Source organism: Pontiella desulfatans (genome assembly GCF_900890425.1).
Lineage (GTDB): Bacteria > Verrucomicrobiota > Kiritimatiellia > Kiritimatiellales > Pontiellaceae > Pontiella > Pontiella desulfatans.
In genome coordinates this window covers 3,332,174-3,344,812 of sequence record NZ_CAAHFG010000001.1, presented here as the reverse complement: position 1 = coordinate 3,344,812, position 12,639 = coordinate 3,332,174, and the positions used below count along the sequence as shown (strand labels likewise).

The 12,639-nt window shown below is 58.0% G+C and carries 7 protein-coding genes; all 7 read left to right on the top strand.

What is annotated here, in order from left to right; translation table 11 throughout:
- Window position 1 precedes the first annotated feature (1 nt).
- On the top strand, window positions 2-2,467 hold the full coding sequence (locus E9954_RS11820) for a glycoside hydrolase family 95 protein (protein WP_168442185.1): 2,466 nt from the start codon (window positions 2-4) through the stop codon (window positions 2,465-2,467).
- Window positions 2,468-2,478: 11 nt separating this feature from the next.
- Window positions 2,479-4,329 carry a dienelactone hydrolase family protein gene (locus E9954_RS11815; protein ID WP_136079371.1) on the top strand — a complete coding sequence of 617 codons (1,851 nt, stop codon included), beginning with the start codon at window positions 2,479-2,481 and terminating at the stop codon, window positions 4,327-4,329.
- A 213-nt stretch (window positions 4,330-4,542) separates the two neighbouring features.
- A complete protein-coding gene (locus tag E9954_RS11810; RefSeq protein ID WP_136079370.1) occupies window positions 4,543-5,358 on the top strand; it encodes a PaaX family transcriptional regulator C-terminal domain-containing protein in 816 nt (271 codons plus the stop codon).
- A gap of 348 nt (window positions 5,359-5,706) precedes the next feature.
- Window positions 5,707-8,340, top strand: a complete 2,634-nt coding sequence (locus tag E9954_RS11805; protein ID WP_136079369.1) for a glycosyl hydrolase 115 family protein — start codon at window positions 5,707-5,709, stop codon at window positions 8,338-8,340.
- Window positions 8,341-8,579: 239 nt separating this feature from the next.
- Window positions 8,580-9,968, top strand: coding sequence for a sulfatase family protein (locus E9954_RS11800; protein WP_222847157.1), 1,389 nt, complete (start codon window positions 8,580-8,582; stop codon window positions 9,966-9,968).
- Window positions 9,969-10,139: 171 nt separating this feature from the next.
- Window positions 10,140-11,657 carry a sulfatase family protein gene (locus tag E9954_RS11795; protein WP_136079368.1) on the top strand — a complete coding sequence of 506 codons (1,518 nt, stop codon included), beginning with the start codon at window positions 10,140-10,142 and terminating at the stop codon, window positions 11,655-11,657.
- Between the two features lie 54 nt (window positions 11,658-11,711).
- A complete protein-coding gene (locus tag E9954_RS11790; RefSeq protein WP_136079367.1) occupies window positions 11,712-12,356 on the top strand; it encodes a hypothetical protein in 645 nt (214 codons plus the stop codon).
- Window positions 12,357-12,639 lie beyond the last annotated feature (283 nt).

Here is a 12,639-nt window from a genome sequence, read left to right as displayed (position 1 = left end):
TATGCTGAAGAAAACCACCATATGGGCCTTGTTCAGTGCCTGCGTTGTTTCCCATGGAGCTGAATATCGGCATGGCATGACGATGATCAAACCTTCCGCGCAGTGGCGCGAAGCGTTGCCTTCGGGAAATGGGGAAATCGGCGCACTGGTCTACGGTTCGGTCAATGAAGAGCGCGTCCTGTTCAACCACAACAAGCTGTGGTACATGGGCAAGGTGGACGAGGTGCCGGACATGTCGGCCGAGCTTCCGGTGGTGCGGGATTTGTTGCTTAAGGGAAACTATTCCGAAGCGAACGGTCACTATAAGAAGAAGCTTCTGGAAAAGGGATTCAGTGCCCGCAATGCCGTCTACCACCCGGCCTTCGATATGCTGGTCACAACCGACACCGACCGCATGTTCGAGGACTATTCGCGCACGCTCGACTTCGAAACCGGCGAAGTGGAGGTCCAGTGGCGGGATGGGGAAACCCGTTTTTCGCGAAGGCTCTTTGTTTCGATTCCGGATCATCTTTCGGCGATGTCGATCAGCGCCGACCGTGCGGGTGCGGTGAATGGCGACGTCACGCTGGATATCCACGATCTGAACGATGCCATCGAGCAAAGCGGGAAATCGTTTGATCCGGGCTTTACCTACCGGACGGTTGCCGATGGCGACTTTATCGAGTTCCATGCCGATGGCTCCGATGGGGGGGAGTTCGGTGGCGCGGTGCGTGTGGTCTGCAAAAACGGGACCATGGAAGCCGATGGGAAATCGATCCGGTTTTCCAATGCGGACGAGGTTGTCTTGCTGGTCGGGTTCTTTGCGAACGAGGAGGGCGCAACGGCCATGCCGCGTGTGAAAAAGCAACTCGCGGCGCACGCTGGGGATTACGGAAAACTTTTCGACCGCCACCATCCGCTCCACCGTGCAAAATTTAATTCCATGGGGCTGCGTTTAAACATGGCGGATAGGCAGGACACCCCGAACGAACGGTTGCTGCTGGATGCCTATCAAAACCCGGCATCGCCGGAGTTGGTTGAAAAACTGTTCAACTATGGCCGCTACCTCCTGATTTCCAGCAGCCGGGCGGGGGGCTATCCGGCGGGGCTGCAGGGCATCTGGAACGGGGACTACCGCCCGCCGTGGAGCGGACTGTATGGCATTAACGAAAACCTGCAGATGACCTATTGGCAGGCGCTGCCCGGCAACATGCAGGAATCGATGATGGCCTTCTACGACTATTTCGACAGCCATCTCGACGAGTTTCGCTATAACGCCAAGCAACTTTGGGGCTGCCGCGGCATCTATATCCCGCCCTTCATGTCGCCGGACTCCGGCGTCATGCGCCACACCGCGCCGCACGTCGTCTACTGGACGGATGCCGCCGGCTGGTTGGCCTCGTTCTACTACGACTACTACCTCTTCACCGGCGACGAAAAATTCCTCAGGGAGCGCGCGATCCCCTTCATGAAGGAAGTCGCGCTCTTCTACGAGGACTACATCGTCAAGGATGCAAATGGCAAAAACATGTTCCTGCCTTCCCAGTCACCGGAAAACCAACCGGCGGACAAAATGATCACGGATCCGAAAACCGGCCGCGTAGGCAAAATCAAAGTGCAGATCAATTCGACGATCGCCGTGGCCATTGCCAAAGAGGTTTTCGGCAACCTGGTTGAGGCATGCGAGGCCGTGGGGGTGGAGCAGGGCGGCGTGAAACGCTGGAAACAAATGATCGCCGATATGCCGGACTACCAGGTGAACGAAGAGGGTGCGCTGAAGGAATGGATGCATCCGGACTTCAAAGACAACTATGAGCATCGCCACCAGTCGCACCTCTATCCGCTCTTCCCTGGGCAGGAGATTACGGCGGAGTCCGACCCGGCGCTCTACGACGCCTGCCGGGTGGCGATCGAGAAGCGGCTGGTCATTGGCCTCAAATCGCAGACGGGGTGGTCGCTGGCGCACATGGCCAATGTCTATGCCCGGCTGGGCGACGGGGAAAAGGCACTGGAAGCCTTGAACATCCTCTCACGCTGCTGCCTGGGGCAAAACCTTTTCACCTATCACAACGACTGGCGCAAGATGGGTGTAACCTTGCCGATTACCTGGGGGCGTACGGCCCCGTTTCAAATGGATGCCAATTTCGGCATTCCCGCGGCGGTCATGGAAATGCTCTGCGGATCGACCGCCGACATGCTCCGCTTGCTGCCGGCGCTTCCGGCCAGCTGGCCGGCCGGCGAGTTCCACGGCCTGCTGACCCGCACCGGGGCCAGCGCGTCCGCCCAATGGGACATGGCGAAAAAGGAGGTCGAACTGACGCTCCTTGCCAAGCGCAACGCCACGTTCTCCCTGAAGTTGCCGGGTGAAATCCTGAGGCTGGAGTGCAGCCGCCCGCAGGCCGTCGGCGCATCGAAATATGGCGAACAGTATCGGGAGATTTCCCTGAAGAAAGGCGACGACCTGAAACTTAAAATCAAACTGAAGTAGGAGGGGCTAGGATGGGAACGCAACGATTCAAGGTCTTGGGGATGGTCGCATGCCTGGTGCCGGGGCTCTTTGCTGAAACCTTGGCACCGTTGAACGGAACTCCGGCACCGCAGACGCATGCGGAGCTTTGGGCGGGATTTGACCCACGCGCCGAACCGCTGGATATGGAAATCCTGAAGGAATGGGAAGAGGACGGCGTGGTGCTGCGGGTCGTGCGCTTCCGCGTCGGGATCTTTAAGGGCGAGAAGGCCATGTTGGCCGGGGTGTACGGTTTCCCCAAAGGAGGGAATAACCTGCCCGGGTTGGTGCAGATTCATGGCGGCGGGCAGTATGCCGATTACCGGGCGCCGCTGGCCAACGCGAAGCGCGGATACGCCACGGTGTCGATTTCCTGGGCGGGAAGAATCAATGCGCCGGATCACAAGGTGAACCCCGACGTCGTTAAATTGTTTTGGGAAAACAAAACCGATCACCCGAACTATCGGGTGACGACCGACTGGGGCGCGCTGGATGCATACCATGCGCCGACCAGAAGTGGCCTTGGTTCGTTCGGCAACACAAAGCCGACGGAGTGGACGCTCGATCCGGTGGAATCGCCCCGCAACAACCAGTGGTTCTTGTGCACGCTCGCCGCACGCCGCGCATTGACCTTCCTGGAACAACAGCCCGAGGTGGATAAAACCCGGATGGGCGTATACGGCCATTCAATGGGCGGCAAGCTGACCGTGTTGACCGCCGGAGCCGATGCCAGGGTGAAGGCGGCGGCGCCGTCCTGCGGCGGCATCAGCGGCCGCGACGGCGGTGCGGAGTGCGACGATGCCGTTTCGCTGAAGAAGATCAACTGTCCGATCATGTTTCTGAGTCCGGCCAACGATTTCCATGGGCGGATCAATGATTTGCAGACGGCGATAACCGAAATCCAAACCGACCAATGGCGGGCCACCTGCGCCGCACACCACAACCATCAGGACACAAAGGATTACGAGGTGGCTTCGCTGTTGTGGTTCGATGAGCATCTGAAGGGTACGTTCAAATGGCCGGAAACCCCGGCAACGGATTTGAAGTTGGGCGGTGTTCCGCAGTTTTCCGTGAAACCCGACCCATCGAAACCCGTACTGGAGGTGGATGTGTTCTATACCCGGCAGGGGCAGATGGACGGGGAGAAGGACGACCGCGAAAATACGAAAGCCCGGTTTTGGCACCATGCGAAGACCGAGAAAAAGGACGGCGTCTGGACGGCGGAGCTTCCGCTATCCGGCGCCGACAAGCCGCTTTGGGTGTATGCCAATGTGGTTTATCCGCTGGACGATCCGGTGACCGGGGCGGGGTATTATTACGGCGAATATACTACGGATCGGTTTAACCTTTCTTCGAGAATGGAAATGGGTACGCCGGGCGAGTTGAACGCCGGCGGCGTCAAGGCATCGCTAAAGCCGACATTGGATATCGAGTCGTTCGAAGGGGATTGGCAAAAGGAATGGTTCACCTACCGGCCGGAGGAGTGGGGCCGTAAAACGCACAAGATCTACGATCCGCGATGGAAAGCGCCCGAAGGCGCAAAGCTCGCCTTTGAAGTCAAGGCCGACGAAGCGAACAAGATGGCCGTCGGCATTGATTCCTACGCAGCCGAAGTTGCGCTGAAGGGTGGGGGGACGTGGCAGCAGGTTGTTCTTTCATCCTCTGATTTTAAAGACGCAGGCGGCGAATCCATGGCGGGGTATCAGGCGATCCGAGAACTGCGGCTGGGTGCAAAGGATTCGCTGAAGAAAACGGTGGATGGTCAAACGAAGAGGGCAACATATGGTGCAGCATGGAAGGGCAAGGTGCCCGAGTTCCGCAACCTGCGCTGGATCGATCCATAATCGGGCTATTCGAGAAAACAGACCCTGTTCGTTGAATCCCTCCCATCCCTTCGCATTCTCTGGGCCACGGAACTGGCCACGGCCGTGGTGCTTTCCGTGGCCCCTGGGGGGGGGAGATAGTCCCAAGATATCCTCCTTCTTTGTGGCAACGGAACCGACCACGGCCGTGGAAAGTTCCGTGACATGCAGGCGGTTTCCCTGTAAGTTTGCCTCATGAAATGGGAAACATTGCACCATCCAGACATTTCGCTTCCCGTCATCCGCCGCAAGGTGGGCGAGGAGCTTGTAACCCTGCTGGATCAAACCGCAGGCATGGTGTTGAGCGCAGGAGCCTGCGACTTCTATGGTCATTGCTATCCTTCACGGAAGGCTTTCCACGCGTCGGTTAACCGGTTGCGGAAGAAAGGACTGCTGATTGCGCCGCACACGGACGGGACGCTTCCTGAACTGAGACTGACGGATGAGGCCGAATCCTTGGTTCCCGTCTACTACTGGCCGGACAAGCTCTGGTCGAAACCGTGGAACCGATGGTGGTATGTGCTGATGTTCGACGTGCCGGAACGCGAAAGATTGTATCGAGACCAGTTGCGGGAATTCTTGAAGCGGCTCCGCTTCGGATGCCTTCAGCAAAGCGTTTGGGTGACGCCCCGGGATGTCCGCCCTGAATACGACGACCTAGACCACGCGGCGAATGTTGACAGCATTGCACATCTGTTCGAAGCGCGAACCGTGCTTGGACACGGCAACCAGTCGGTGGTTCGTGAAGCGTGGAACTTCGACAGGCTCAAAAGTTTCCACACGCAATACCTTGCCGCCGCCGACAAGAATCTATCGCTGTTGTTGGCAGGAAACCATGGCCATGCGGATTTGATTCAACTCCTGCGCATGGACAACCTCGCCTATTCGCAAGCCATGGTCACGGATCCCCTGCTTCCCGACGAGCTGCTCCCTTCGGGCTATCTCGGCAAAGAGGTTTGGGATCGTCATCAACGCATCGTCTCCCAAATCACCGACCAGGCGACCAATTGACCTGTCACGGAGCGGCCCTCGGCCGTGGTGCTTCCTGCTAACTTGACATTAAATTCCAACCCCGTTGGTAACGCAACCGTCCACGGCCGTGGTGTTTTCCGGGGCCTGGCGTTTCCGTCCCAGGATTCGTTGGCCACGCAACTGTCCACGGCCGTGGATAGTTGCGTGGTCGGATTGCGGGGCGGCATGACCATCGAGAAAGCTAATGGACCTTTCATGGCGGTAGCATATTTATTTTCCGGGTGAATCGTATCGACGTATGCTTGTGAACCCTCCTACGAACGTAGGATAGGCTTGTCTCATATGCCTTGTATTCTGTTTGGAGCATGTAACCAGGGAAATGAATTCATGAAATATCAGACGCGTACCTTTTTGCTCCTTATCGTCGTTGCCTTCGCCGGGCAGCTGCTGTTCGCCGCGCCCGCCTCCTTGAAAATCAACGGTGATACACCGTGGGTGGTCATGGAGAAGGATTACGAAAACCCGGCGATCCAGGAAGCCATCCGCGATGCCGAGCGCGATTGGTACAAGGTGTTCGGCATTCCGCCGGTGGTCTTCAAGGATAATCCACGCAACTCCTGGGATGGGGCAATCATCGTTTTTGGATCCAAGGCGAACACGGCGCACTTGCTCGATGCCGAGGTTCCTGAGGGCAAGGAGCAGCATCGGCTGTTCCCGGTGAAAGTGAAAAACAATCCGGCCATTGCCGCGATCGGCTCCGACACCCGTGGCACGGTCTTTGCCATCTATACCTTTTGCGAGCGGGTGCTCGGCATCGACCCAATGTATGTCTTCACCGACCAGGTTCCGGCGCGGCGCGGGGAAATCGCCTTTACCCGTGATCATGCCTATTGCTCCAAGGCACCGACCTTCGAAAACCGCGGGTGGTTCATCAACGACGAGGAGCTGCACGATGGCATGCACCGCGATCCGCTGGGCGGGAACGTGATTTCCATGGAATGGATGGACAAGATTCTCGAAACCCTGCTGCGCTGCAAGGGCAACATGATTATCCCGGAGTCTTCGCCCTATCCGGACGCGACCGTCTACGACCTGTGCAAGCGGCGCGATGTCATCATTACCCACCATCATATCGCGCCGCTGGGCTTGAACATGATGAACTGGCCGAAGGGTGTGCCGTTCTCCTACATCACGCACAAGGACATTCTCGAAGATGCGTGGCGCAAGGCCGCGCTGGCGCAGGCCGACAAGAAGGTCGCCTGGATCGTCGGCTTCCGCGGGGAGTCCGACGGCGCCTTCTGGCATAGCGATCCCGCTACCCCCAAGGACGATGCCGGCCGTGCGGCGGTGATTGCGGAAGCCATGCAGAAACAGACGGACATCATTCGGGAAATCGATCCGGATGCAACCATCGTTGCCGCCCTGTGGAATGAACTCGGAAGGTTCTATAACGACGGTCTGCTGAAGGTTCCGGACGGGGTTTGCAAAATGTTTGCCGACGATGGCCGGGGGTATATGCGCGACAAAGGGGACGGCTCTGATCTTGATGCGGGCGACGGGCTCTACTACCACGTCATGATGATGATGAACACCCAGAACCGCACCACGGAGGCTGTTCCGCCCGCCCGTTTCTACAGTGAACTCCGGCGCTATGTGGAAAAGGGCGCCACCCGATACGCCATCATCAACGTCAGCGGCATCCGGCCGGCCGCGATGTCGGTCGAAGCCATTACCGATTTCCTTTGGGATGCCGAGCCCGCGCTGGCCAAGAGCCCGGATGAGGCGATGAAGGAGTATCTCACGGCGTGGTATGCCAAGGCGTTTTCCCCGCAGTTGGCGACTGAACTGGCCGAGCTGCGCCTGCAGTATTACGACATTCCCTACATGCGCGAAAAGATGCCGGTGCAGGGGCGTTGGCGGGGTGCCCGCGCGGAGCACCTGCTTCAATACCTGACGCAGGAAATGCTCAAGAAATATGCCGCGGCGGTGGAGAAGGGGGAGGATCTCCGGGCCATCGACGGCTTTGACAAACAGTTCAGCCAGGCCAGGGAACCCTTGGCGGAAACCGCGGAGTTTTTCCCGGGGCTCTGGGCGCAAACCAAGAAACTGGAAAAACAGATTCCGCCGGATCGCAGGTTATTCTACCAGGCGCACTTCACCTACCAGGTGGCCGTCCATATGCATTCCTGCAGGATGCTCGCGCTCGTGAACCGCGCGTTCGACCAATATCTGCGCGACCGCAACCCGCAGGCCTTTGCCGGGAACCTGCAGGGGGCGCTGGCGGAGCTGGAACTCGTCATTGCCGAGGCGCACAAGGCGGAGTATGGCATTTGGGATACGATGTTCATGCATGTCCGCCTGATGGATATCTGGCGCACGCGCCTGATCCTGAAACAGACGATTGCCCGGATCGAAGGCAAGCCGTTCACCTCGGCCACCCGCGGCTACATGAACGGTTCGTTCTGGGGGTCGGCCCAGGCATACATGGAGCACGGCGACGGCGTCTATCCCTATTTTCATAAGCATTCCGGCCGAGGGTTGGAGGTGTTGGAAAACGGCGAGGTGTTCAAGAAGACCGTTCGGCAACAACCCCGCCGGGCCAGCGACCTGATTCAGGATGAAAGGTTCAACTCGCAACATGCCTACTCGATCGTTCCGGACGGCTTCACCAAGAATGCCGTCCTTTGGACCGACAGAAAATACACCGTGGGCGAGGTGCCTGCGGAGCTTGAGGGCGCAACCCTGATCCAGACCCCCATGCAGGACCGGGGAAGCGACCGCGACGACCTCATCACCTTCAAGCTGAAAAAGGACTGCACGGTCTATGTGGCGTTGAAGGATGAAGTACGAAACCTCCCGGCCTGGCTTGCAAGCTGGGAGGAAACGGGTTGGTCGGTTGATGCCAGAAATCATCTGTTGCTCTACGGGAAAACCTTCAAGGCTGGCGAAACCGTCGTACTCGGCTCCATTCTCAACAGCGGGGTCTCCGCCATGTACGGCGTGGTGGTCAAGGCGCTGTAAACGCGCAACCCCATCGCCGTTATCCTTCGTTTTGCACGCATTCGCTGTGGGTGTTTTTCGGCGTCGATGTGCTTTCGGCCTGCTCCACGCAGATGGATCAATCCTTCGAAAACGGAGTCTTGCATGGAAGGGGATTGTATGGCCTGGCTTATGATGATAGGTATGGTGCCTTAACGTGGGCGCGTCCGTTTTAGGCCATGGGTAGCGTTCATTTGCTAAAATCCGAACAGGGGAAACCGATGAAACACATTATGTTGAATGGACTTGCCGTAGCCGCCGCAGCAACCGCGGTCTTTGCGGCGGAGCAACCGAACATTGTCATTATCCTGAACGACGACCAGGGCTATCAGGATCTGGGGTGCTATGGCTCGCCGGATATCAAGACGCCGAACGTGGACCGGCTGGCCCGCGAAGGGATGCGCTTTACGGATTTCTATGTGGCGTCGTGCGTTTGCTCGGCCTCGCGCGCGGCTCTGCTGACGGGATGCTATCCGAGTAAGATCGGCGTACCCGGGGTCTTTTTCCCGAACCGGGGGCACAAGGGGCTTGCGCCGGAGCATGTGACGATTGCCGAGGTGCTGAAGGGGGTCGGCTATTCCACCAAGGCGGTCGGCAAGTGGCACCTGGGGGATCATGTGGAGTTTTTGCCGACCAACCAGGGCTTCGATTCCTACTATGGCATTCCCTACAGCAACGATATGTATCCGGCCAAGGAAATGAAATATGCGGACGGATGCCTGTTCCGCGAAGGGATGGATTTCAAGGCCTTGGATGACGCTTTTGCCGGGAAGTCCAACAATGGAAACCCCCGATCCATGAAGGACAAGGTTCCGCTGATGCGCAACGAAGAGTGCATCGAGTTCCCGGCCGACCAATCCACCATAACCCGTCGCTATGCCGATGAAGGCATCCAGTTCATCAGCGAAAGCGTTAAGGCCGGCAACCCCTTCTTCCTCTATCTGGCCAACTCGATGCCGCACACGCCGCTGTTTGCCTCGCCCGACTTCAAGGGCAAGAGCGCGCGCGGGCTCTATGGCGATGTGATCGAGGAGATCGACCACAACACCGGGCGCATCCTGAACCATTTGAAACAACTGGGTGTGGATAAAGACACTATCGTGGTTTTCACCTCCGACAATGGCCCTTGGCTGGTCAAGGGGGCTCATGGCGGTTGCGCCCTTCCGTTGTTTGAAGGCAAGATGACGCGCTTCGAGGGCGGGCAGCGGGTTCCGGCGATCATACGGTGGCCCGGCAAGGTTCCGGCGGGTAGCGCCTGCTCGGAAATGGCGCTGACCATGGATCTGTTGCCGACCTTGGCGCAGGTTACGGGGGCGGCGCTTCCGGCCCAGCAACCGCTTGCCGGAAAAAACATCATGGATCTGCTCACCGCGAAAAAGGGCGCAAAGACGCCGCATGAATATTTCTTTTTCGGCGACCTCGCGGTGCGCAGTGGCGACTGGAAATACCACAAGAAGGAAATCTTCAAGGTCAAGGACACCAAGCGGGAATCCAAGGCCCCGACGCTCTACAATCTGGCGGATGACATTGGCGAAAGCAAAAACGTGATCAACGATCATCCGGAAATTGCGGAACGCCTGGCCCAGGCCCTCGAAGCCCACAACCGGTAGGGTCGGTCGAACCGGCCGCATTGCCCGAGGGCACGTTCCCGGCGAAAAAAACAACGTGCAGGTTCGGCGGGGAATGATGCGGAGTCAGCGATGCCAAAATGTTGCATATGCCCTTGTTCCGATGCGTCCTTTGTGGTCGTCTATTGGGATTCACCAATATGGGGGTTTTGAATGAGTAGAATAGTTGCATGGGTCTTGGCGGGATTGGTTTCCGCTTCGGTGGCCGCGCCGCGGCCGAACATTGTATTGATCTATGGCGATGATGTTGGATTTGGCGATGTGGGGGCCTATGGCTCGGAAATGATCCCGACGCCAAATATTGACCGGCTCGCGGCGGAGGGGTTGCGTTTTACGGATGGCCATTGCACGTCGGCCACCTGTTCGCCGTCGCGCTTCTCGATGCTGACGGGCGTCTATGCCTTCCGGCACAAGGTGAGCATCCTGCCGCCCAATGCTCCGCTCTCGATCCCGACCGACATCACCACGTTGCCCAAAATGTTGCAGCGGGCGGGCTACAAAACCGGCGTGATCGGCAAATGGCATCTGGGTATCGGGGCCAAGGAGGTGCCGACGGATTGGAATGGTGCCGTGAAGCCGGGGCCGCTGGAAATCGGGTTCGACTATTCCTTCCTGCTGCCTTCCACCAACGACCGGGTGCCTTGCGTCTATCTGAAGAACCACCACGTGGTGGGGCTCGATCCAAAGGATCCACTTTTCGTGGAGCGGAAATTGGCTGACGTTCGGAAGCATGCGGGCAGCACGCAATATCCCGACGCCAAGGAAACGCCCGAGGCAATGACCTACTACAAAAGCTCGCACGGCCACAACAATAGCGTGATCAACGGCATCGGCCGCATTGGCTTCATGGCCGGCGGAGCGTCTGCGCTTTGGAACGATGAAACCATGGCCGATGAATTCGTGAAGGAAGCAAAAAACTACATTGCGGAAAACAAGGACCGTCCGTTTTTCCTCTACTTCGCCTCGCAGGACATCCACGTGCCGCGCGCTCCGCACCCGCGTTTCCAGGGCTCAACCCAGCTCGGCTACCGTGGCGACGCGATGGTGCAGTTCGACTGGTCGACCGGCGAAATCATGAAGGCCCTGGAGGAAAACGGGCTGACCGAAAACACCATCGTGATTTTTTCGAGCGACAACGGCCCCGTCTACGACGATGGCTACGATGACGGAACCGTGGTAAAAACCTCGTCCGAAGAAGTGGACCGGGGCCACGATGGATCCGGGATCTGGCGCGGCGGGAAATACCAGATCTATGAAGGCGGAACGCGGGTGCCGTTCATTGTCCGCTGGCCGGCGCGCATCAAGCCCGGTGTGTCCGCCGCGTTGGTGAACCAGGTGGACCTGATGGGTTCCTTTGCCGCGTTGCTCGGGGAGGAGCTGGCCGACGACGAAGGCATCGATAGCCGGAATACGCTGGCTGCCTTGCTGGGCGAAGAGCGCAACGGCCTGCCCTTCATGGTCGAGGAGGCCGGAGGCAAGCGCGCCCTGCGCCGGGGGGAATGGAAATATATCCAGGCCTACAAGCACAATAAAAAGGGGGTTCCCGCACAGCTTTTCAATCTGGCCAACGACCCAGGAGAGCAGGACGATTTGATCAAGACGCATCCGGAAAAGGCGGAGGCCATGGCGGGCGAACTTGAGGATCTGTTGAAAAGCAAACGGATGCGTTAGGCCATCGGTTGGCCCATCCATCCATCCACAAACTGAACAGGGGAATAAAAAAAAATGAAAACCAGCATGTTTCTTCTAACGATGGCCGCCGTTGCATTGTCCGCCGGTGCCGCCCAGGCGGCTGCGCCTAAAGTCCATCCAGTACGTATCCAGGTGATGGGCCAGCTTGAGAAGGATCGGGACTCCACGAAAAACGAATCCGAACGGTCAAGCTCGAAGTCCAAAACGGAAACGCAGTTTTATGAGCTGCAGATCACCCTGGCCAACACAATCAAGCAGGAGGGGGCGTTCGATCTGGAATGGTATTTCTTCAAACGTCCGCTCGACGGCGACGGCAATGAGGGCGATCCGGTCATCTGTGAAAAGGGCAAGACGACCATGGAGCTAGGCGGCATGAAACGCGCCACGCATCCGGTCAAATCCGGAACCTTGACCTGGTCTGAAACCAAAACCAGCAAGACCAGTAGCGGAAACAGCAACAGCAACAACAGCGGCAGCTCAAGCTCGAAGTCCGTTTCCGGCGATGTCTACGACGGTTATTTGGTGGTGGCCCGCAAAGAGGGCGAGATCATCAAAACCTATGCCAGCGACAAGAAATACATGGATGAGAAATGGCTCACCAAGTTGGACGATCCCGTCGAGGCTGGAAGGAAAGCGAGCAAAGGCGCGTCTTCCAAGAAAAAGAAGAAAGAGAAGTAGGCCCGATTGCTTTTTGCATGGCCCGCAGGATTCGTTCTGCGGGCTTTTTTGTGTTCAGCCTTCGGTCAATAAAGAACAAGGCTATGTTCACGGTGAAGATGCCGGAACCCAATCAGCGTGGGGGCTATTGCCATTCGCGTCTAGAAAAGGCTCGAGCTTCCCGAGCCTTGCGTTCAGATGTCGCCGAGGCCATCGACCCTCCACAAAACGCAGCAAGCAACCGGGTATTAACGCAATGCAACTACGCCTAAAGTGGTCTATACAGCCCCGCCGTCTTGCCATA

What these genes read in the sequence shown, in the direction of transcription:
- E9954_RS11810 (WP_136079370.1), top strand. Translation starts at nt 4,543, where the DNA reads ATGAAATGGGAAACATTGCACCATCCAGACATTTCGCTTCCCGTCATC.
- E9954_RS11820 (WP_168442185.1), top strand. Translation starts at nt 2, where the DNA reads ATGCTGAAGAAAACCACCATATGGGCCTTGTTCAGTGCCTGCGTTGTT.
- E9954_RS11795 (WP_136079368.1), top strand. Translation starts at nt 10,140, where the DNA reads ATGAGTAGAATAGTTGCATGGGTCTTGGCGGGATTGGTTTCCGCTTCG.
- E9954_RS11790 (WP_136079367.1), top strand. Translation starts at nt 11,712, where the DNA reads ATGAAAACCAGCATGTTTCTTCTAACGATGGCCGCCGTTGCATTGTCC.
- E9954_RS11805 (WP_136079369.1), top strand. Translation starts at nt 5,707, where the DNA reads ATGAAATATCAGACGCGTACCTTTTTGCTCCTTATCGTCGTTGCCTTC.
- E9954_RS11800 (WP_222847157.1), top strand. Translation starts at nt 8,580, where the DNA reads ATGAAACACATTATGTTGAATGGACTTGCCGTAGCCGCCGCAGCAACC.
- E9954_RS11815 (WP_136079371.1), top strand. Translation starts at nt 2,479, where the DNA reads ATGGGAACGCAACGATTCAAGGTCTTGGGGATGGTCGCATGCCTGGTG.